21 protein-coding genes are annotated in these 18,708 nt (G+C 72.2%); 18 read left to right on the top strand and 3 right to left on the bottom strand.

Going from position 1 to position 18,708, the window contains the following annotated elements; translation table 11 throughout:
• The first annotated feature begins 6 nt into the window (after window positions 1-6).
• The 3 genes from ACFYP0_RS07915 to ACFYP0_RS07905 all read left to right on the top strand — a co-directional run bounded on the left by ACFYP0_RS07915 (window position 7) and on the right by ACFYP0_RS07905 (window position 3,494).
• Window positions 7-759, top strand: coding sequence for a hypothetical protein (locus tag ACFYP0_RS07915; RefSeq protein ID WP_124860007.1), 753 nt, complete (start codon window positions 7-9; stop codon window positions 757-759).
• Window positions 760-761: 2 nt separating this feature from the next.
• A complete protein-coding gene (locus ACFYP0_RS07910; protein ID WP_355493945.1) occupies window positions 762-1,754 on the top strand; it encodes a nucleoside triphosphate pyrophosphohydrolase in 993 nt (330 codons plus the stop codon).
• Between the two features lie 120 nt (window positions 1,755-1,874).
• Complete coding sequence (locus tag ACFYP0_RS07905) at window positions 1,875-3,494, top strand: DUF885 domain-containing protein (RefSeq protein WP_355493946.1); 1,620 nt, start codon at window positions 1,875-1,877, stop codon at window positions 3,492-3,494.
• A 13-nt stretch (window positions 3,495-3,507) separates the two neighbouring features.
• Here ACFYP0_RS07905 and ACFYP0_RS07900 read toward each other — a convergent pair whose 3' ends face one another.
• Window positions 3,508-4,203 carry a hypothetical protein gene (locus ACFYP0_RS07900; RefSeq protein ID WP_355493947.1) on the bottom strand — a complete coding sequence of 232 codons (696 nt, stop codon included), beginning with the start codon at window positions 4,201-4,203 and terminating at the stop codon, window positions 3,508-3,510.
• A 213-nt stretch (window positions 4,204-4,416) separates the two neighbouring features.
• Here ACFYP0_RS07900 and eno point away from each other — a divergent pair, with 213 nt between their 5' ends.
• The 4 genes from eno to ACFYP0_RS07880 are packed head-to-tail and all read left to right on the top strand — an operon-like array spanning window position 4,417 to window position 7,481.
• Entirely contained in the window at window positions 4,417-5,700 is a 1,284-nt protein-coding gene (gene eno, locus ACFYP0_RS07895; RefSeq protein WP_091394269.1) for a phosphopyruvate hydratase, read from the top strand.
• Window positions 5,701-5,732: 32 nt separating this feature from the next.
• Window positions 5,733-6,371: an FtsB family cell division protein gene (locus ACFYP0_RS07890; RefSeq protein ID WP_355493948.1), complete on the top strand. Its 639-nt coding sequence runs from the start codon at window positions 5,733-5,735 to the stop codon at window positions 6,369-6,371.
• Window positions 6,372-6,405: 34 nt separating this feature from the next.
• The gene (locus ACFYP0_RS07885) at window positions 6,406-6,963 is read left to right on the top strand and encodes a DUF501 domain-containing protein (RefSeq protein ID WP_124861646.1); all 558 of its coding nucleotides are present in this window, start codon (window positions 6,406-6,408) and stop codon (window positions 6,961-6,963) included.
• Window positions 6,960-7,481: an amino-acid N-acetyltransferase gene (locus tag ACFYP0_RS07880; protein ID WP_124861649.1), complete on the top strand. Its 522-nt coding sequence runs from the start codon at window positions 6,960-6,962 to the stop codon at window positions 7,479-7,481. The genes ACFYP0_RS07885 and ACFYP0_RS07880 overlap by 4 nt, the downstream gene beginning before the upstream one ends.
• A 1-nt stretch (window position 7,482) precedes the next feature.
• On the opposite strand, the gene ACFYP0_RS07875 is transcribed toward ACFYP0_RS07880, so the two are convergent.
• On the bottom strand, window positions 7,483-8,373 hold the full coding sequence (locus ACFYP0_RS07875) for an alpha/beta hydrolase family esterase (protein WP_355493949.1): 891 nt from the start codon (window positions 8,371-8,373) through the stop codon (window positions 7,483-7,485).
• 97 nt (window positions 8,374-8,470) lie between these two features.
• Here ACFYP0_RS07875 and ACFYP0_RS07870 point away from each other — a divergent pair, with 97 nt between their 5' ends.
• A complete protein-coding gene (locus ACFYP0_RS07870) occupies window positions 8,471-9,511 on the top strand; it encodes an ArsR/SmtB family transcription factor (protein ID WP_355493950.1) in 1,041 nt (346 codons plus the stop codon).
• A gap of 22 nt (window positions 9,512-9,533) precedes the next feature.
• On the top strand, window positions 9,534-10,478 hold the full coding sequence (locus ACFYP0_RS07865) for a Ppx/GppA phosphatase family protein (RefSeq protein ID WP_356978030.1): 945 nt from the start codon (window positions 9,534-9,536) through the stop codon (window positions 10,476-10,478).
• Here ACFYP0_RS07865 and ACFYP0_RS07860 read toward each other — a convergent pair.
• Window positions 10,475-10,666 (bottom strand): hypothetical protein, encoded by a 192-nt coding sequence (locus ACFYP0_RS07860; RefSeq protein WP_386995060.1) that lies wholly within the window; start codon window positions 10,664-10,666, stop codon window positions 10,475-10,477. The genes ACFYP0_RS07865 and ACFYP0_RS07860 overlap by 4 nt on opposite strands.
• A gap of 384 nt (window positions 10,667-11,050) precedes the next feature.
• Between ACFYP0_RS07860 and ACFYP0_RS07855 the strand changes: the two genes are divergently transcribed.
• The 9 genes from ACFYP0_RS07855 (at window position 11,051) to ACFYP0_RS07815 (ending at window position 18,562) form a co-directional block, all read left to right on the top strand.
• Window positions 11,051-11,383, top strand: coding sequence for a PadR family transcriptional regulator (locus ACFYP0_RS07855; protein ID WP_074316865.1), 333 nt, complete (start codon window positions 11,051-11,053; stop codon window positions 11,381-11,383).
• Window positions 11,380-12,372 (top strand): HAAS signaling domain-containing protein, encoded by a 993-nt coding sequence (locus ACFYP0_RS07850; protein ID WP_355494436.1) that lies wholly within the window; start codon window positions 11,380-11,382, stop codon window positions 12,370-12,372. Before ACFYP0_RS07855 ends, ACFYP0_RS07850 begins: the two co-directional genes overlap by 4 nt.
• A gap of 130 nt (window positions 12,373-12,502) precedes the next feature.
• The gene (locus tag ACFYP0_RS07845; RefSeq protein WP_355494435.1) at window positions 12,503-13,102 is read left to right on the top strand and encodes an LppU/SCO3897 family protein; all 600 of its coding nucleotides are present in this window, start codon (window positions 12,503-12,505) and stop codon (window positions 13,100-13,102) included.
• A 199-nt stretch (window positions 13,103-13,301) separates the two neighbouring features.
• Complete coding sequence (locus ACFYP0_RS07840) at window positions 13,302-13,988, top strand: dienelactone hydrolase family protein (RefSeq protein ID WP_112671006.1); 687 nt, start codon at window positions 13,302-13,304, stop codon at window positions 13,986-13,988.
• Window positions 13,989-14,007: 19 nt separating this feature from the next.
• Window positions 14,008-14,721, top strand: a complete 714-nt coding sequence (locus ACFYP0_RS07835; protein ID WP_355494434.1) for a uracil-DNA glycosylase — start codon at window positions 14,008-14,010, stop codon at window positions 14,719-14,721.
• Between the two features lie 22 nt (window positions 14,722-14,743).
• Window positions 14,744-15,529 (top strand): DUF4129 domain-containing protein, encoded by a 786-nt coding sequence (locus tag ACFYP0_RS07830; protein WP_355494433.1) that lies wholly within the window; start codon window positions 14,744-14,746, stop codon window positions 15,527-15,529.
• Complete coding sequence (locus ACFYP0_RS07825; RefSeq protein ID WP_386995056.1) at window positions 15,526-16,113, top strand: hypothetical protein; 588 nt, start codon at window positions 15,526-15,528, stop codon at window positions 16,111-16,113. The genes ACFYP0_RS07830 and ACFYP0_RS07825 overlap by 4 nt, the downstream gene beginning before the upstream one ends.
• Entirely contained in the window at window positions 16,113-17,120 is a 1,008-nt protein-coding gene (locus ACFYP0_RS07820) for an AAA family ATPase (RefSeq protein WP_091394243.1), read from the top strand. Before ACFYP0_RS07825 ends, ACFYP0_RS07820 begins: the two co-directional genes overlap by 1 nt.
• Window positions 17,120-18,562, top strand: coding sequence for a DUF58 domain-containing protein (locus ACFYP0_RS07815; RefSeq protein ID WP_355494431.1), 1,443 nt, complete (start codon window positions 17,120-17,122; stop codon window positions 18,560-18,562). The genes ACFYP0_RS07820 and ACFYP0_RS07815 overlap by 1 nt, the downstream gene beginning before the upstream one ends.
• Window positions 18,563-18,708 lie beyond the last annotated feature (146 nt).

The following is an 18,708-nucleotide window of genomic DNA, read 5'->3' as shown; positions in this document are numbered from 1 at the left end:
ACGGCTATGCGTGCTCGCCGTCTTGCCGCCGTCGCCACTGTGGCGCTCGGCCTCGTCGCCCTCTCCGGTTGCCGTGCTGAGCCTGGTATCGCCGCTTACATCGGTGACCAGCGCATCACCGACGTTCAGGTCTCCACCGCGATGAAGGACCTGCGGACGAAGAACCCGGCGCCGGAGTCAGCCGCCAGTGGGCAGCCCGCGGCGCCGCAACCGGCCCTGCCCGAGGTGGCCGACGTGGTTCGGACCATGGTGCTGACCAAGGTGTGCGAGAAGCTCTCCGCCGAGAAGAACTACCAGCCGCGCGGCCAGGTGGCGGCCGACCAGGCCGCCCAGCAGCTCGGTCTCGACCCGGAGACCGGGCACGTGCGGGAGGTGGCGAAGCTCTTCACCTGCCTGTCCGGGTTGCCGGCCGAGCCGGTCGAGCCGACCAAGGAGGAGATCGCCGACGTGATCGCCGCCGGGCGTGCGGCCGGCAAGATCCCCGCCGAGGTGACCGATGCGGACGCCGCCCAGCAGCTCGACGGCGAGCAGCTACGCGGCGCGCTGGCGACCAAGCGGATCCTGGCCGAGGCGGTCGGTCGTTACGACGTCACCGTCAGCCCTCGGTACCGTCCGCTTGAATTCCCGCTGCTCAGCTTCGCCGATGACGCACCCGCGGTGAGCGTGCCGTTGGGTGAGCCGGGCTCCGACGCGGTCACCGACATTTCCACCCCGGAGGGGCCGACCGTGACGCCGGAGGCCGAGGGCACGGCCAGCTGAGCATGACCGCACGGATCGTTCTTCTGGTCACCTCACCCCGGTTGCCCGCCGGCCTGTTGACGGCTGCGGCCTGGGACGTCGTACGCCAACACCCGGTGTTGACCGGCGCGGACAGCGAGTTGACCACGGCCGTGCGCCAGGCGGGCGCCGAGGTCACCGTGGTGGACGGCCCGGCGACGCAGCCGTTGCTGGACGCGGTGGCGACGCACGGCACGGTAGTGTGGCTGGCCGGTCCGGCGGGTGACGAGGCGCTGGCCCGGGAGTTGGGTCTGCGGCTGGCTCGGCAGCCGGGGTTGGCCGAGATGGAGTTGATGTACGGCTCGTGGGATCCGCCGGGTGCCCGGCTGCTCGACGCGGTGGCCGTGCTGGATCGACTGGCCTCTCCGGGTGGCGACCCGTGGAAGCGGGCGCAGACGCACCGTAGCCTCGCCGGTTACCTGCTGGAGGAGAGCTACGAGGCGTACGACGCCATCAGTGCCGACGACACCGACGCGCTGCGCGAGGAGTTGGGCGACGTGTTGTTGCAGGTGGTGCTGCACGCGCGGCTCGCCGAGGAGTTGCCCGAGGACGAGCGGTGGACCATCGACGACGTGGCCGGTGGTCTGGTCGACAAGATGATCCGGCGTAATCCGCACGTCTTCGCCGGTGCCGAGGCGGGCACCCTGGAGGAGATCACCGAGAACTGGGAGCGGATCAAGCGCGCGGAGAAGGCCCGGCACTCGGTGTTGGACGGCGTGGCCCTGAGTCAGCCCGCGCTGGCCCTGGCAACGCAGATCCTGGACCGGGCCGCCCGCCGGGGCGTCGACGTCCCGCCTCCGCCGGCCGACACCCAGGCCGACCCCGAGGCAAGACTGGGCGCCGACCTGCTGGCAAGGGTGGCAGCGGCCCGCGAGGCGGGCATCGACCCCGAAGCCGCCCTCCGTCGCACCACCCTGGCCCACGCCGAAACCATCCGCCAAGCCGAACCCCCACCCCCACCCGCCAGCCCCCGGTGATCAAGAGGTTCGCGTCAGGATTCGGCTCGAGCCTGACGGAAACCTCTTGATCAACCCGCTGGTGCAGACGCGGTGGGCGGAACCGACGGCGGGGGGTGGGGCGGTCGGTAGGGTGGGGCGGTGGAAGCGTTTGGGGTGCTGGCTGAGCGGGTTGTCGAGGCTTTACTGGAGTCGCGGCCGGGGGTTGCCACCGCCGCCGGGGACCACCGGTTCGACGACCGACTGCCGGACCTGTCCGCCGACGGGTTGACCGCCGACCGGGCGATGCTCTCCGACGCGGCCAACGCACTGTCCGAACTGGACCCGGACTCGCTCGACGTCGACGAGCAGGTCGACCACGCGCTGCTCACCTCATTCGTGGACCGGGCGCTGTTCGAGCTGACCGAGATCCGCTCGCACGAGTGGGATCCGCTGCGGCACAACCCCGGCCCGCTGCTGCACCCGCTGCTGGCCCGCCCGTACGCCCCCGCGGACGTGCGGCTGACCCAGCTGGCCGGCCGGCTCGCCGCCGTACCGGACGCCCTCGCCACCGCCCGCGCGACGCTGCGGGACATGCCGCGCATCCACGCGGAGACGGCGGTCGGGCAGTTCACCGGCACTGCCGCGCTGATCCGCGACGAGCTGCCGGCGTTGCTCGCCCAGGCGCCGAGCCACCTCGACCGGGTCGAGCCGGCGGCCACCGCCGCTGTCGCCGCGCTGGACGAGTTCGTCGCCTGGCTGCGCACGGGCCTGGCCGCCGATGCCGGCCCCGGCCGTGACCCGCGACTGGGCCGGCGTCGCTGGGAGGCCCGGCTCTGGCACACCCTCGACACCGAGTTGGGCGCCGCCGAGATCCAGCGTCGCGCCTGGGCCAACCTGGACCGGGTCACCGCGGAGATCCGTGAGGCGGCCGTCGAGCTGGTCGGTGGCCCGGCCGACGACGCGACAGTACGTCGGGCGCTGGACCTGCTCGCCGCCGAGCACCCGAACGACGCCACGATCGTCGAGCTGGCCGGGGTGACCCTGGACGAGGCGACCGACTTCGTCCGCGCACACGACCTGGTCACAGTGGTCGACGACCGGTGCGTGATCCAGGAGATGCCGGAGTTCGCCCGGGGGGTCGCGGTGGCGTACTGCGACGCGCCCGGCCCGCTGGAGACCGCAGTCGTGCCGACCTTCTACTGCATCGCGCCCACCCCGTCGGACTGGCCGGCGCAGCGGGTCGAGTCGTTCTACCGCGAATACAACGACCACATGATCCGCAACCTCACGGTGCACGAGGCGATGCCGGGGCACTTCCTCCAGCTCGCCCATGCTCGCCGCTACGTCGGTGGCACGCGGGTCCGCGCGCTGGCCGAGTCCGGCCCGTTCATCGAGGGCTGGGCGGTCTACGCGGAGGAGGTGATGACGGGGCTCGGCTTCGGCGGTCTGCCGGTGCGGTTGCAGCAGCTCAAGATGCAACTGCGGATGACCATCAACGCGCTCCTCGACCAGTTGGTGCACGCCGAGGACCTGCCCGAGGCCGAGGCGATGGCGTTGATGACCGGGCGCGGCTTCCAGGAGGAGGGCGAGGCGGCCGGCAAGTGGCGGCGCGCCCAACTGACCTCGACCCAGCTCTCCACCTACTTCGTCGGGTACAGCGAGGTGGCCGAGATCGCCGCCGCCCGCCCGGACGGGGTGTCGGTCCGCGACTGGCACGACGCGATGCTCGCCCACGACTGCCCGCCCCCGCGCCACCTGCGCACCCTGCTCGGTCTCTGAGGGGCGCGGGCGGTCACGAGCCGCCGGGGCGGCGGTCGACGACGGCGGCGCCGGAGGGCGGTTCGAACGCGCCCTCGTCGACGGCTGCGGAGTAGTTGCTCAGCGCCAGCTCCATCGGCTTGCCGTCGACCGGCCCGGTGAAGCTGCCGAGCACGCCCTCGGTGGTCACGCAGGCGGTGAAGTCGCCGGACGACGAACTCTGCACCGCGACACAGGCGGCGTGGTGCCCGGCGACTGTGGTGTCACTCTGCTTGATGACCGCCTGTGGGTCGAGCGCGGCGGCGGTGAGCAGCCCGACCACCACCGGCGGCGTGACGAGGCCCTGCTGGTTGGCCTCGCCGAACAGCGTCACGGTGGGCTTGCTGCCCGGGGTGGGCGGGGTGATCAGCGTGCACTGCGGGCGGGCACCGGTCGTCGTGCACCGGGTGATGGCCTCCGGGGTGACGGTGAGTTGCCCGCCCGGATAGGTGTACGTGGATCGCGCCGGGTCCTGCGCCTGCACGATCGCGGCGCGTTGGCCACCGGGCAACTGGTAGTCGGCCGAGTAGGTCAACTCCAGTGCCCGATCGAGCCGGGCGGCGAGGTCGTTGACGAGTTCCGAGCGGCCCATGGCGACTCCGGCGTCCTCGAATGTCTGACAGCCGGTGACCGTGAGCGACGCGATGACCGACACGGCGAGCATGCGGAGGGTGGTCGAGGCGGCGGGCATGGCGACCAGCCTGGTGGATCTGGTCCGCGCAGCGCAAACCAGTTGCCGGTTGACGCCCGGAAATCCGGGAATGTCCGGCAGTGCGGGGTCCCCCGGGTGCGCGGGCGACGCCGTGCCCGTTCGCGCCGCCCGATACGCTGCGTTCAACACCTGCCTCAGCCGCACCGTCGCGGCCCACCCACGGACCGGATCACAACAACGAGGAGCGACTTAGTGGCAACCATCGAGGGAATCGTCGCCCGGGAGATTCTCGACTCGCGGGGCAACCCGACGGTCGAGGTCGAGGTCGGTCTGGACGACGGCACGGTAGCCCGCGCCGCCGTGCCGTCCGGCGCCTCCACCGGCGCCTTCGAGGCGATCGAGCTGCGCGACGGTGACGCCGACCGCTACCAGGGCAAGGGCGTGGAGAAGGCGGTCTCCAACGTCGAAGACAAGATCGTCGACCAGATCATCGGGTACGAGGCCAGCGAGCAGCGGCTGATCGACCAGAAGATGCTCGACATCGACGGCACGGAGAGCAAGTCGGAGCTGGGCGCGAACGCCATCCTCGGGGTCTCCCTGGCGGTGGCGAAGGCCGCTGCCGGCAGCGCCGAGCTGAGCCTCTTCCGCTACCTGGGCGGCCCGAACGCGCACCTCCTGCCCGTGCCGATGATGAACATCCTCAACGGTGGCGCGCACGCCGACTCGAACGTCGACATCCAGGAGTTCATGATCGCGCCGATCGGCGCGCCCACCTTCCGTGAGGCGCTGCGCTCGGGCGCGGAGGTCTACCACGCGCTGAAGTCGGTGCTGAAGAAGAAGGGCCTCTCCACCGGGCTCGGCGACGAGGGTGGCTTCGCGCCGAACCTGCCGACGAACGCGGCGGCTCTGGACCTGATCGCCGAGGCGGTCGAGAAGGCCGGTTACCGGCTCGGCACCGACATCGTGTTCGCGCTCGACGTGGCGGCCACGGAGTTCTTCGACAACGGCACCTACACGTTCGAGGGTGCCGCGAAGTCCGCCGAGGAGATGAGCACCTACTACACGAAGCTGGCCGACGAGTACCCGATCGTGTCGATCGAGGACCCGCTGGCCGAGGACGACTGGAGCGGCTGGCAGACGCTGACCGCCTCGATCGGCGACCGGGTGCAGATCGTCGGTGACGACCTGTTCGTGACCAACCCGCAGCGCATCGCCCGCGGCATCGCGGAGAAGGCGGCGAACGCGGTTCTCGTCAAGGTCAACCAGATCGGCTCGCTGACCGAGACCCTGGACGCGGTGGACCTGGCCCACCGGGCCGGCTTCAAGTGCATGATGAGCCACCGCTCCGGCGAGACCGAGGACACCACCATCGCCGACTTGGCGGTGGCCACCGGCTGCGGCCAGATCAAGACCGGCGCCCCGGCCCGCTCGGACCGTGTCGCCAAGTACAACCAGCTGCTCCGGATCGAGGAGGAGCTGGCCGACGCGGCGCGCTACGCCGGCGCTGGCGCGTTCCCGCGCTACCGTTCGGCCTGAGACGCACGAAGCCTCGGGGGAGGGGTGTGACGATGCAGCAGCGCCGCACACCGGGTGGTCAGCGTCCCGCCCGCCGGCCGGGTCAGTCCGGTCGGCCGGGCGGCGGGCGCGCCACGCGGGGATCGGTCCGGGAGGCCGGCGTACGCGCCGAGCCGCGCGCAGCCGGTCGCGCGCCGGGTGCTGCCCGCGGCGCCGAAGGCGTGCGCTCCGCGAATCGTCCCGCCGCCGCTCGGCGTACCGCCGCCGGTGGTGCCGTGAAGCGGCTCGCCGCACCCAACCCCCGTCGCTTCACCGGTCGGGCCACCGTGCTGTTCGCGGTCCTGATCGCGCTCGCTCTGGCCTACACCTATCCGGTCCGGGTCTACCTGGACCAGCAGGCCGACATCGAGCGGATGGAGGCGGCCCAGGCGGTGCAGGAGCGGGAGATCGCGAAGCTCGCCGCCGAGGCCGCCAACTGGAAAGACCCCGAGTACATCAAGACGCAGGCTCGGGAGCGGTTCTTCATGGGCCGGCCCGGCGAGAAGATGATGGTGGTGCTGCACGACCCGGAGGGCGCCGCCCGGGACGCCGGGAAGTCGGCCGGTTCGGCCCCGCCGGCCGGGCCGGTGACCTGGTACGACACGCTCTGGTCGAGCGTGCGGGCGGCGGACAGCCAGCAGCCGGGCCAGTGATCCACCGACCAGCACACCAGGAGAGATGGGCACCGTGACTGTCGTACCACCGTCGGAGCCGGCGGCGGATTCCGTTCCCCTGCCGCAGCGCGAGCCGGCCACCGAGGCCGACCTGGCCGCGGTCGCCGCGCAGCTCGGCCGGACACCCCGGGGCACCCGGGCGGTGGCCCACCGGTGCCCGTGTGGCCTTCCCGACGTGGTGGAGACGACCCCCCGCCTCGCCGACGGCACCCCGTTCCCGACGCTCTACTACCTGACCTGCCCCCGGGCCACCGCTGCGTGCAGCCGACTGGAGTCGGCGGGGCTGATGAAGGAGATGGCGGACCGGCTCACGACGGATCCGGAGTTGGCCGCCCACTACCGTGCCGCGCACGAGGACTACCTCACCCGCCGGGAGGCGATCGGCGAGGTGCCGGAGATCGCCGGCATCTCGGCCGGCGGGATGCCGGGCCGGGTGAAGTGCCTGCACGTGCACCTGGGCCACGCGCTGGGCGCCGGCCCCGGGGTGAACCCGTTCGGTGACGAGACGTTGGAACTGGTCGAGCCCTGGTGGTCGGCGGGGCCGTGCGTGGACGTGCCGGCGGCCGAATGAGCACGCAGGCCGCAGATCAGATCACGGTACGGCGGGCCCGCACCGGGGACGTGCGGGGTATCCGACGACTCGTCGACACCTACACCGACGACCGGCGGCTGCTGAGCAAGGCCACCGTCACCCTCTTCGAGGACGTGCAGGAGTTCCGGGTCGCGGTCCGGGCCGAGGACGACGTCGTGGTGGGCTGCGGCGCGCTGCACGTCATGTGGGAGGACCTGGCCGAGATCCGCACGGTGGCGGTGGACCCGTCCTGCCGGGGCCGACGCATCGGTCACCGGCTGGTCGGTGAGCTGATCGACGCGGCCCGGGAGTTGGGCGTGGCGCGGATCTTCGTGCTCACCTTCGAGACCCGGTTCTTCGGCTCGTTCGGTTTCCGCGAGATCGACGGCGCTCCGGTGCCGCAACCGGTCTACGAGCAGCTGCTGCGCTCGTACGACGAGGGTGTCGCGGAGTTCCTGGACCTGGAGCGGGTCAAGCCGAACACGCTGGGCAACACCCGGATGTTGCTGCGCCTGTAGGTCACGCCTTGCGGGGGTGGGCGGCGAAGAACTCCCACATCAGGTCCGTGGCGGACAGCCCCGCGGAGGATGCGGCGAGTTGGCCCGTTGTGGCTCCCGGCCAACTGTGGCCCATGTCGGCGATCGTGTAGACGCTGACCTCGCTGCCGTCCGCGCAGCCCGCCACCGTGTGCGTCACACCCGGCACCCCGGACGCCTTCGGGCTCGGCCGGCAGCCGAGCCGCTGCTGCCAGGTCTGCATTCCGGTCTGGAAGATCGAGGCGTAGCGATCCTGGCCGCCAATGAAGGTGATCACGGAGACCGGGCTCTTCGGCACGTAACTGTCGGCGGTGGTCAGATTTCCGCTGTAACCACCGCTGACCACCCCGATCGCGGCGAACCTGCCCGTGCTCTCCACCGCCGCCCGGAAGCTCATGTCGCCGCCGTTCGAGATGCCGGTGAGGAACACCCGGTTCGGGTCTGCGTGCCAGGTCTGCACCAGATGGTCGGTGAGGGCGTTGAGGAAGCCGACGTCGTCCGCGCCGCCGCAGCAGATCAGCGCGTTGAAGCCGCCGCCCTGCCCGTCGGGGTAGGCGACCAGCACATTGTCAGTGTCGGCTTTGGCGTCCAGGCCCGCCAACTCCCGCATCGAGGATCCGAGGCCGGGATAGAAGTGCAGCGCGATGACCAGCGCGGAGGGCCTGCCCGGGTCGTACCCCGGTGGCGCGTGCAGCAGGTAGGTGCGGTCGAGTCCGTTGTGATGCAGGGTGAGCTGGTGGTCCCCGGTCGCCGGTCGTTCGCTCGACGCGGACGGTGCGGCTGGCGGGGCCGACGAGGGTTGCCCCCGCTCACCACAAGCTGCGGCAACGACCATGAGGCAGAGCCCCGTCAACACCGCCACCGATCGCCGCACGCCGGCCACCCCCCGTCGACCCCGCAGTCCACACTGGAAGGCGTTCGGCCGCGGATCAACCCTTTCGGTCCTGGGCGAAGGCAGGCAGGCTGTTGCCATGCTTCGCCTCCAGCTCGGGTCGGCCGACCTGTGCCGGGTGCGGTTCGCCGATCGGCTGCATCCGGTCGGGACAGCGTTGCTTGCCGGTCAGTGGCTGCGCGATCCCACGGTCGCGGCGATGGCGCCGACCCTGGCCGAGCGTGCGGCAGCGGCCGAGGGTACGCCTGCCGCCCAGGCTGCCACCGCGGTCCTGCGTCATCTGCTGCCCGACCGGGGACGTCTGCCGGACTTCGTCACTCCCTTCGACGGCTTGGAGTCGGTGGAGGCCGGGCTGGAGGCGATCCGGGCCACCCCGGCGCGGCGGGTCCGCGCCGAGGTCACCCTGGCGTACGCGGACACGTCGGCCAGCCCGCTGCGGCGGCGGTTCGCGGCGGCCGACCCGGAGGTGCTGGACCTGTTCGGCGGGGCCGTGCGGACCTGGTGCGACGCGGTGCTCGAACCGCACTGGGCCGAGTTGGTGTCCGCGTACCGTCAGCAGGTGACGTCTGCCAGCCAGCGGCTGGCGCAGCACGGCCTGGCCAGTCTCTTCGCCGGTCTGCACCCGGGGATCCGGTGGCGGGAGCCGGTGCTGGAGGTACGGACGTGGTGGGACGGCGATCTCCCCGGCACCGGCCACGGGATCATCCTGTTGCCGTCCCCGTTGGCCGGGCCGCGGCCCCGGGTGCTTGTCGAGCAGGGTTACCCGATCCTGCTCGTCTACCCGGTGGTCATGCCGGCGGGCAGGGCTCCCGCCGACGACGATGCCCTCGGTCGGCTGCTCGGCGTCACCCGGGCGCTGGTGCTGCGCCGACTGGCGACCGACGGTGGGTTGACCACCACCGTGTTGTCCCGGGCGGTCGGGATCAGTCTCTCCTCGGCCTCGGAGCACGCCCGCGCGCTGCGGACCGCCGGTCTGGTGACCAGCGAGCGGGAGGGCGGGGCCGTCCGGCATCACCTGACCGCGCTCGGGTTGGGGTTGTTGCGGGGCCGGTCGGGCGACCTGGGCGAGTCGTGGCCCACGCCCGACCAAGCCGCCGGGTGGCCGCCCGTCCTGCCGTAAGGTTGCTGCAGTGACGACGCGTGTGGCGGCCATCGACTGCGGGACCAACTCGATCCGACTGCTGGTCGCCGACCTGCCCGACGCCTCGGCCGGGCCGCGGGCGCCGCTGGTCGACCTCACCCGGCGGATGGAGATCGTCCGGTTGGGCCAGGGCGTGGACCGCACCGGCCGACTGGCGCCGGAGGCGATCGAGCGGACCCGGGTGGCGTTGGCGTCGTACGCCGCCGACATCGAGAAGCTGGGTGCGCAGCGGGTGCGGATGTGTGCCACCTCGGCCTCCCGCGATGCCGCCAACGCCGCCGACTTCACCGAGATGGTGCGGGCCACCCTCGGTGTCGCGCCCGAGGTGGTCAGCGGCGACGAGGAGGCCCGGCTGTCGTTCACCGGCGCGGTGCGCGGGCTGCCCGCCGACGCGAAGGAGCCGTTCCTGGTCGTCGACATCGGTGGCGGTTCCACCGAGTTCGTGGTCGGTGACCGGGCCGCCGGGGTGCGGTCGGCGATCTCGGTGGACATCGGCTGCGTCCGGATGACCGAGCGGCACCTCCCCGGTGACCCGCCGACGCCCGAGCAGGTCGATGCGGCGCAGGCCGACATCGCGGCGGTGGTGGACCGGGCGCTCGCCGTGGTGCCCGGTCGCGAGGCGGCCACCCTGGTCGGCCTCGCCGGGTCGGTCACCACAGTGGTCGCGCTCGCGCAGGGCCTGCGGGAGTACGACCCGGAGCGCATCCACCACGCCCGGGTGTCGTACGAGGAGGTCGCCCGGGTGACCGCGGAGCTGCTGGGTCAGACCCGCGCGCAGCGGTTGGCGAACCCGGTGATGCACCCGGGCCGCGCCGACGTGATCGGCGCTGGTGCCCTGGTGCTTCGTGTGATCATGGAGCGGGCCGGGATGCCCTCGGTGGTCGCCTCGGAGCACGACATCCTCGACGGCATCGCCTGGAGCCTCCAGCCGACCACGCGGCGCTAGCCAGCCATCTTGATCGACTCGTTTTCATTGAAACCGCGCTGTCCGAGCGGCTCGGACAGCGCGACTCCCTGAAAACCGAGTCGATCAGCATCCCGCGCGGCCCGGCCCGGCCAGGCCAGGCCGTGCTTGCGTCGGTTCGGATCGGTCCGGATCGGTCCGGCACGGTCCGGCACGGTCCGGTCCGGCACGGTCCGGTCCCGCACGGTCCGGTTTGGCGCTTGGCGCTTGGCGCTTGGCGCCTGGCGCTTCGTGCTTGGCGCTTCAGCCCAAGATCCGAGCAACTTCCCGGATGTTGCTCCCTGTGGGGCGCGGGAGACAGCAACATCCCTGATGTTGCGCCGACCTTTCTCGTTGCGTGGGCCTCGGCGGGCCCTCCGATCTCACCGCACGCCAAGATCGCGCTCGTTCATGGATGTAGTGGCATCCTCCTACGCGGAGGCCACTACATCCTGGATCGAGCGCGATCAAGGGGCGTCCGCCCCCGGCGAAGGCCCGCCCCGCGCCCGCGCCTGCCCGGCGTGTCGGAGCCATCTCGTTGACGCTACTTCGCATTACGCACTAGTGTGCAATGCGTGGACACCACACAGTTGTTGAAGGGCGTGCTCGATCTGGCCGTCCTGGCCGTGCTCCGCGAGGAGGACGGTTACGGTTACGACATCCTGCGCCGGCTGCGCGAGGCCGGCCTGGAGGAGGTCGGTGACGCCTCGGTCTACGGGACGCTGCGCCGCCTCTTCGCCGCCGGCCTGCTCACCACCTACGTCGTGCCGAGCGAATCCGGGCCGCACCGCAAGTACTACTCACTCAACGCCGCGGGGCGTGACCAGCTGACCCGCTCCGGCAAGCTCTGGCGCTCGTTCGCCACCACAATGGACAGTCTGCTCGACGATCGGGGGATGGCGGCATGACCGTCGCGGAGCAGGAGATCACCGACTATGTGGCGCGGGTCCGGGCCGCTCTGGCCGACCTGCCGCCCGGGCAACGCGACGAGTTGACCGAGGATCTCGCCGACCACCTCACCGAGGTCGCCGCCGAGGCCGAGGGCACCCTGGTCGAGCGGTTGGGCGAGCCCGAGACGTACGCCGCCGAGCTGCGCGCCGCGGCCGGCGCCGCGCCGGGCAGCGGGCGCAACCTCGACCAGCGGGTGGCGAGCGCGATGGCCCGGGTCCGCGGCCGGCTGCGCACCGTGGACGCCCGGCTCGGCCCACCCCTGGGGTACGAGACGGCCAGCGACTTCCTCCGACTGTTGCGCCCGGCCTGGTGGGTGCTGCGCGGCTATCTGGCGGCGATGCTGGTCACGGTGATCACCACCGGTGGCGAATTCGGGCTACTGCCGAGGTTCGGCGGTGAGCTGCTCGCCGGCCTGATCATGCTGATCGGCTTCGTGCTCGGCTCCATCTGGATCGGTCGCCGTTCGGCCCAGCTGACCCGCTGGCCGCGCTCGGTCGTGCAGGTCGCCAGCGTGGTGCTGGTGGTCTTCGCGTTCGCCGCGCTGATCCAGGCCGAGGACCGGATGCGCTACGGCGACTACGGCTATGACCAGACCGCTGTCGACAGCCAGTACGACCGGGTCCGGGATGTCTTCGTCTACGACAGCGAGGGCCGCTTGGTGGAGAACGCCCGGCTCTTCGACCAGAACGGCAATCCGATCCGACTCGGCTACCCGGACTGCGCGGAAGAGGTCTACGACAAGCCGATCCTGCGGTCGTACCCGTACTGCCCGGAGCAGGCGCCCTTCGTGCCCCGCGCACCGGGCGCGCCCCTTCCACCCGCATCACCAGCCAGCACGCCGGACCCGGCAAGCACGCCGGACCCGAGCGGTACACCCGGGGAGACCGGAACGCCGCTGCCGACCGGTACGCCAACCCCTACGCCAACTCCCACCCCGACGGGCTGAGCCGAGATGTGAACTGGATCATGTGGGTGAAGCTGGGAAATAGCTGAACGGACGAGGCGAGCGGGACGGCACCGGAAATCAATGATCGTTACGGTGTCGTCTGCTCATCAACCCCTCGGAAGGAACCCCCGTGCCAGAGCAGGTCGCACCGCCCCCCGCGCCCGACGCCGCAACCCCTGAGCCGGCCGTCGAGACGCCGCAAGCGGCCGCGCCGCAGCCTGCCGCGCCGCAGCAGCAGCCGCAGACGCCCGAGCAGCAGCCGGCCGCCGAGCAGCAGCCGCAGACGCCCGAGCAGCAGCCGGCTTCCGAGCAGCAGCCGGCGGCCGAGCCGAAGGCGGAGAAGTCCGGTGCGAAGAAGGCCATCGGCATCGTCGGTGCGGTCCTCGCCGTCGTCGTCATCGCCGGCCTGAAGTTCGGTGTCGCCTCGGCGATCGGCAACTACTTCAACAAGGACGAGACCGCAGCCGCCAAGACCGGCGACTGCATCGCCGAGCTGCCCGAGATCACCGGCACCGAGCAGGAGGAGGTCGACGGCGCCAAGGTCGTCGAGTGCACCTCCACCGACGCGGCGTACAGCGTGGTCGGTCGGGTGGACGGCCAGAGCGAGGCTCAGGCCAAGGCCGACACCACCTGCACCCAGTTCTTCAAGGAGGGCGAGGAGGGGTACGTCTTCTCCAGCATCGAGCCGGGCAAGACGGGCTACGTGCTCTGCCTGACCAAGAAGGTCTGACCACAGCGGTAGCTCGGCATCGACGGCGGCGGGAGCAGACCCCGCCGCCGTCGGCGTACCCGGAGTCAACGGGGGGCTAACAGGAGGTGAATGCCACTGTTCCGGCGTCTTCCCGACGGCCGCGTGGCGTGGCAGGCTACCGGCACGTAGGACCACTGGGCGACCAGCCAACGATGACTGACCGCTAGGAGGACGGCCCATGGGCGAAATGGTGAGCTACCGCAGCAACGGGGGCACGAGCGAGGGGTATCTCGCGATACCCGCCAGCGGCACGGCCAGCCCTGCCGTCATCGTCATTCAGGAATGGTGGGGTCTCGTCCCGCACATCCGGTCGGTGGCGGACCGGTTCGCCGAGGCCGGTTTCGTGGCCCTCGCCCCGGACTTCTACCACGGTGAGACGACCAGCGAGCCGGACGAGGCGCAGCGGCTCCTGCTGGCGATGCGGATGGACGAGGCGGCGAAGGACATCGCCGGAGCGGCCGACTATCTCGCCGGGCGGCCCGAGGTCACCGGTAAGGTCGGTGCCGTGGGCTTCTGCGCCGGTGGCAGCCTGGCCCTCTGGTCGGCCACCATCTCCGAGCGGATCGTCGCGACCGCCGGTTTCTATCCCGTGCTCCCCTGGGAGTCGATGCGCCCCGACTGGGCCGACTACGCCGGCAAGGCAGCGGTCATCCACTGCTCCGAAGAGGACGGCACCTCCGCCGACGAGGGCGTGCAGACCGCTCGTCGGGCCATCGAAGAGGCGGGCGGCGACTGCCACCTCTACGACTACCCGGGCACCTCGCACGCCTTCTTCAACGACGACCGGCCGGAGGCGTTCGACCAGCGCGCCGCCGCCAGCGCCTGGGCCCGCACCCTGGAACTCTTCCGGGCCAAGCTTGGCTGAGACGCGTACCCCCGCACAGGTGGTCGCCCGCGCAGCGCGGGCGACCGACCTGGCCGACCTCGACGCGGCGGTGAGCGACTGTTTCGCCTGCCCACGGCTGGTCCAATGGCGGGAGGAGGTCGCCCGCACCCGGCGGGCCGCCTTCCGCGACCAGGAGTACTGGGGTCGGCCGGTGCCGGGCCTCGGCACCGGTGACGCGCGGATCGCCATCCTCGGGCTGGCGCCCGCCGCGCACGGTGGCAACCGCACCGGCCGGATCTTCACCGGCGACCGGTCGGGTGACGTGCTGTTCGCCGCGCTGCACCGGGCCGGGCTGGCCAACCAGCCGACCAGCGTCGCCGCCGCCGACGGGCTCAACCTGCGTGACCTGCGGATCTTCTCGGCCGTCCGGTGTGCGCCTCCGGACAACAAGCCGACCCCGGTGGAACGGGACACCTGCGCACCCTGGCTGCACCGCGAGGTCACCCTGATCCGGCCCACGCTGCGGGTCGTGGTCGCGCTGGGCGCGTTCGCCTGGGCCGCCTGGTGGCCGGTGCTCCGCGCGGTGTACGGGCAGCGCCCGCCCAGCCCGCGACCGGCGTTCGGTCATGGGGCACACTGGTCCGGCACGAACGCTCCGGACTTGCTGGGCTGCTACCACGTCAGTCAGCAGAACACCTTCACCGGGCGGTTGACACCAGGGATGTTGGACGACGTCTTCGGCCAGGCTAAACAGCTGGCCGGAGTGGACTGAGACGACGCGTGGGGTGGTGGCGATGACAGACGGAACACGCCCGCCCACACCGGTACCGTCCGCCGAGCCGGGTGTGCTGCGGCCGGCGCTCGGCCTGCTCCGCCGGTGGTGGCCGGTCGGCGCGGTCGCCGCCCTGCTCGCCGGTGCCGCGCTGGCGTCCGCTCACTCGTCGATCGGGGCCAGTCGCATCCCGCCCGCCGCGGACAACGTTCCCTGGGTTCCCGAGTACCCGACCGTTGAGCCGTCGCCGTCCATCCCGATCGAGCCCCGCGACGCCGGCGAGGCCACCCAGGCGCACATCCCGCAGTGGGTCGGCACGGTGGCTGTGGTCCTGCTCGGGCTGGCCATCCTCGCCGCGCTCGGCTACCTCAGCTGGGTCCTCATCCGGGGCGCACTGCGCCGCACCACCCGGGCACTACCGGCGCAGCGGGCCCGCAGTACCGCCGAGGGCACCGCCCGCGAGGTGGTCGCCGCCCTCGACGCCGGCCTGGTGGAGCTCGACGACCGGGACACCGACCCCCGGGTGGCGGTGATCGCCTGCTGGGTGCGCCTGGAGGAGACCGCCGCCGCGGCCGGCGTGCCGAGGCTCGCCGGAGACACCCCCACCGACCTGGTCAGCCGACTGTTGCAGGGTGACCCTGCGGCGGGCGTGCCGGCCATCGCCAGCACCGACGTGCTGGCCGAGTTCGCGCACGTCTACCGGGAGGCCCGGTACGCCACCCACCCGGTCGGCGAAGGCACCCGGGACCAGGCCCGCGCCGCGCTCGGCCGGCTGCGCGGAGAGCTCACCGCGGCGGTGACCTCATGAGCAGCACCAGCATCGACGATCTGCTCGCGTTCGAGGAGGAGGCGGCCGCGCCGGCCGGTCCGCAGGCGCGGCCGTCCCGATGGCGTCCGGTGCTGCGCTCGCTCGCGTGGGCCGCCGCGGTGGTGGCTGTCCTGCTGGTCGGCCTCCGCGCGGTGGGCCTCCAGGTCTCGCTGCCCGTACTGATCGCCGGGGTGCTCGCCGTGCTGGCGGTCCGCCGGGTCACCGCCCTGCTGGCGCCGCCACCCCCGCCGCCGCCTCCTCGCCCGGCCGGCGCGGGCGAGGAGGACGGCAGCTACAACTGGGGCGCCCGGGACGCGCTGCGTGGCGCGATCAACCAGTGGGAACGGCCCCTGGACTGGTCCTCGAACCGAACCGAACGTTTCACCGAGGTGGTCCTGCCCCGGATCGGTGAGTTGGCCGACGAGCGGATGCGGCTGAAGCACGGCGTCACCCGTGAGTCGGATCCCGCCCGCGCCCGCGTCCTGCTGGGTGACCGCCTGTGGACGTTCCTGGAGACCCCGCCTCGCCGCACCCCGTCACCGCGCGACCTCGCGGTGATCGTCGCCGAACTGGAGAGCATCTGATGAACGACGTGGACCGGAGCATTGCCCCCGCCGAGGTCGGGCACCTGGCTCGGGCGGTCCTGGACGCGGTCGGCACCGTCGTGGTCGGCAAACGGGACGCGTTGGAGCTGGTCCTCGCCGGCATCCTCGCGGGCGGGCATGTGCTCCTGGAGGACCTGCCGGGGCTCGGTAAGACGCTCACCGCCCGCTCGTTCGCCCAGGCCCTCGGGTTGGACTTCCGTCGGTTGCAGTTCACCCCCGACCTGCTCCCCGCCGACGTCACCGGCTCCTTCCTGTACGACCAGCGCAACGGTGACTTCACCTTCCGGGCCGGTCCGGTCTTCACCAACCTGCTCCTCGCCGACGAGATCAACCGGACGCCGCCGAAGACCCAGTCCGCGCTGCTGGAGGCGATGCAGGAGAAGCAGGTGTCGGTCGAGGGTGTGACCTACAAGCTCGACGAGCCGTTCCACGTGCTGGCCACCGCCAACCCCATCGAGTACGAGGGCACCTACCCGCTGCCGGAGGCGCAGCTGGACCGGTTCCTGCTGCGGGTCTCGTTCGGTTATCCGCAGCACGAAGAGGAGTGGGAGGTGCTGCGCCGTCGGATGAGCCGTCGCCGGGAGGAGGCGGACATCAAGGCGGTGGTCGACGCGGCCACGCTGCGGGCCATGCAGGCCGCCCTGGAGGACGTGGTGGTGGAGGACTCCATCGGCCGCTACATCGTGTCGCTCACCGCGGCCACCCGGGAACACCCGTCGGTGCTGGTCGGTGCCTCACCTCGCGGTTCGCTGGCGCTGCTGCTGCTGGCCCGGGTCCGTGCCGTGTTCGGCGGACGGGACTACGTGGTGCCGGAGGACGTCAAGTCGGTGGCAGCCCCCGCGCTGGCCCACCGGATCACCCTGCGCCCGGAGATGTGGTTGCGGCGCGTCGATCCGGCGTTCGTGGTGGGCGAGGTGCTGGAGGCGACTCCCGCCCCGGCCAGTGGCGCGCTGCCCAGCTACGCCGCCGGCGGGCCCCGGCACTGATGACCGGACCGACCGTGCCGAGGGACACCGAAGCGGAACCGGCTGCCGGCTGGGCGCCCACCCCGGCGCTCGGCCGCGCGGTGCTGCTCGCCGGTCTGCTGCTGGTGGCCGGTGTGCTGCTGGGCCGGGTGGACCTGATCGTGCTCGCGGCCCCGTTCGCGTTGGGCACCGCGTACGCGCTGCGTCGCCGGCCCACGGCACTGCCACAGGTGTGGATCACCCAGGGTGACGGTGGGCCGCTGGTCGAGGGCGGTGACGTGGCGGCGGCGGTGAGCGTCGGCAACCCGGACACTGTCGACTACGACCTGGTGGTGATGCGTACCCGCGTGTCGCCGTGGCTGCGGGTCGAGCGGGCCGGCTTCGCCCGCGACGAGGTCGTCGACTCCGGGCCGCCGAGCGCCACCCCGGAAACCGGTGCGACGACGCAGGGCTTCGGCGGGCGTCGTTCCGTCGCGGACCGGCCGTTCGTGACGTCGGTGCCGATCGGCGCCGCGGTGGACCTGGGGCTGGCCGGCAAGGCCCTGCGCTGGGGCCGGCACCCGGTCGGCCCCGCCGGTGCCCGGGTCGCCACGGCCGGGGGTCTGCTGGTCTCCCGGGCGGTGATCACCGAGCCGGTCCGGGTGCGGGTGTACCCCCGTACCGAGCCGTTCGAGGCGGTCGAGGCGATGCCCCGCGCCGCCGGCCTGGTCGGGGCGCACCACTCTCGCCGACCGGGAGAGGGCGGCGAGCTTGCCGGCGTACGCGTCTTCGCCCCGGGGGACCGGCTGCGCCGGATCGACTGGCGGGTCTCGTTGCGGGCCCGGCAGCTGCACGTGGCCGCCACCCTCTCCGACCGGGACGCGGAGGTGGTGGTGTTGCTCGACGTGCTCGCCGAGGCCGGCCGCTCCGGTGGGGTGGACGGCGCCGCCTCGGTGCTGGACACCACCGTCCGGGCCACCGCCGCGATCGCCGAGCACTACCTGCACCGTGGTGATCGGGTCTCGCTGCTGGAGTACGGGCCGGCCGCTCGCCGGCTCCGGCCGGCCGCCGGGCGGCGGCAGTACCTGACCGTGCTGGAGTGGTTGCTCGACGTCCGGGTCCACCCGTCCGCGCACGAACCGTACGACCAGGTCTTCGGCCCGCAGTTGCTCTCCTCGGACGCGTTGGTGGTGGTGCTCACCCCGCTGCTGGACGAACGGTCGGCGCAGATGCTCGCCCGGTTGGCCCGCGGTGGGCGGTTCGTGGTGGCGGTCGACACGTTGCCTACCGACCTGGCGTCGCCGAAGGACCGGGGTTGGGCCGAGGTGGCGTACCGGCTGTGGCGCCTGGACCGGGAGATCATGATCGGGCAGCTCCGGGAGCACGGCGTTCCGGTGGTGCGCTGGGCCGGTGCCGGCAGCCTGGACCAGGTGTTGCGGGACGTGGCCCGGTTGGCGACCGCCCCGAGGGTGGGTGGCCGGTGAGCGCGAGGAGTGAGCTTGCGAGCCCCGCAGTCGCGAACGGAAGGCGGGTGCGGTGAGCGCGAGGAGTGAGCTTGCGAGCCCCGCAGTCGCGAACGGAAGGCGGGTGCGGTGAGCGCGAGGAGTGAGCTTGCGAGCCCCGCAGTCGC

The sequence above is a fragment of the Micromonospora arida genome (assembly GCF_042873195.1).
Classification (GTDB): Bacteria; Actinomycetota; Actinomycetes; order Mycobacteriales; family Micromonosporaceae; genus Micromonospora; species Micromonospora arida.
This window is presented reverse-complemented; position numbering and strand designations above follow the sequence as displayed.

Bases quoted from the DNA above. Each gene is read 5' to 3' on its own strand.
- ACFYP0_RS07910 (WP_355493945.1), top strand. From the start codon at position 762: ATGACCGCACGGATCGTTCTTCTGGTCACCTCACCCCGGTTGCCCGCC.
- ACFYP0_RS07820 (WP_091394243.1), top strand. From the start codon at position 16,113: ATGAACGACGTGGACCGGAGCATTGCCCCCGCCGAGGTCGGGCACCTG.
- ACFYP0_RS07840 (WP_112671006.1), top strand. From the start codon at position 13,302: ATGGGCGAAATGGTGAGCTACCGCAGCAACGGGGGCACGAGCGAGGGG.
- ACFYP0_RS07870 (WP_355493950.1), top strand. From the start codon at position 8,471: ATGCTTCGCCTCCAGCTCGGGTCGGCCGACCTGTGCCGGGTGCGGTTC.
- ACFYP0_RS07815 (WP_355494431.1), top strand. From the start codon at position 17,120: ATGACCGGACCGACCGTGCCGAGGGACACCGAAGCGGAACCGGCTGCC.
- ACFYP0_RS07915 (WP_124860007.1), top strand. From the start codon at position 7: ATGCGTGCTCGCCGTCTTGCCGCCGTCGCCACTGTGGCGCTCGGCCTC.
- ACFYP0_RS07850 (WP_355494436.1), top strand. From the start codon at position 11,380: ATGACCGTCGCGGAGCAGGAGATCACCGACTATGTGGCGCGGGTCCGG.
- ACFYP0_RS07880 (WP_124861649.1), top strand. From the start codon at position 6,960: ATGAGCACGCAGGCCGCAGATCAGATCACGGTACGGCGGGCCCGCACC.
- ACFYP0_RS07825 (WP_386995056.1), top strand. From the start codon at position 15,526: ATGAGCAGCACCAGCATCGACGATCTGCTCGCGTTCGAGGAGGAGGCG.
- ACFYP0_RS07900 (WP_355493947.1), bottom strand. From the start codon at position 4,203: ATGCCCGCCGCCTCGACCACCCTCCGCATGCTCGCCGTGTCGGTCATC.
- ACFYP0_RS07830 (WP_355494433.1), top strand. From the start codon at position 14,744: ATGACAGACGGAACACGCCCGCCCACACCGGTACCGTCCGCCGAGCCG.
- ACFYP0_RS07890 (WP_355493948.1), top strand. From the start codon at position 5,733: ATGCAGCAGCGCCGCACACCGGGTGGTCAGCGTCCCGCCCGCCGGCCG.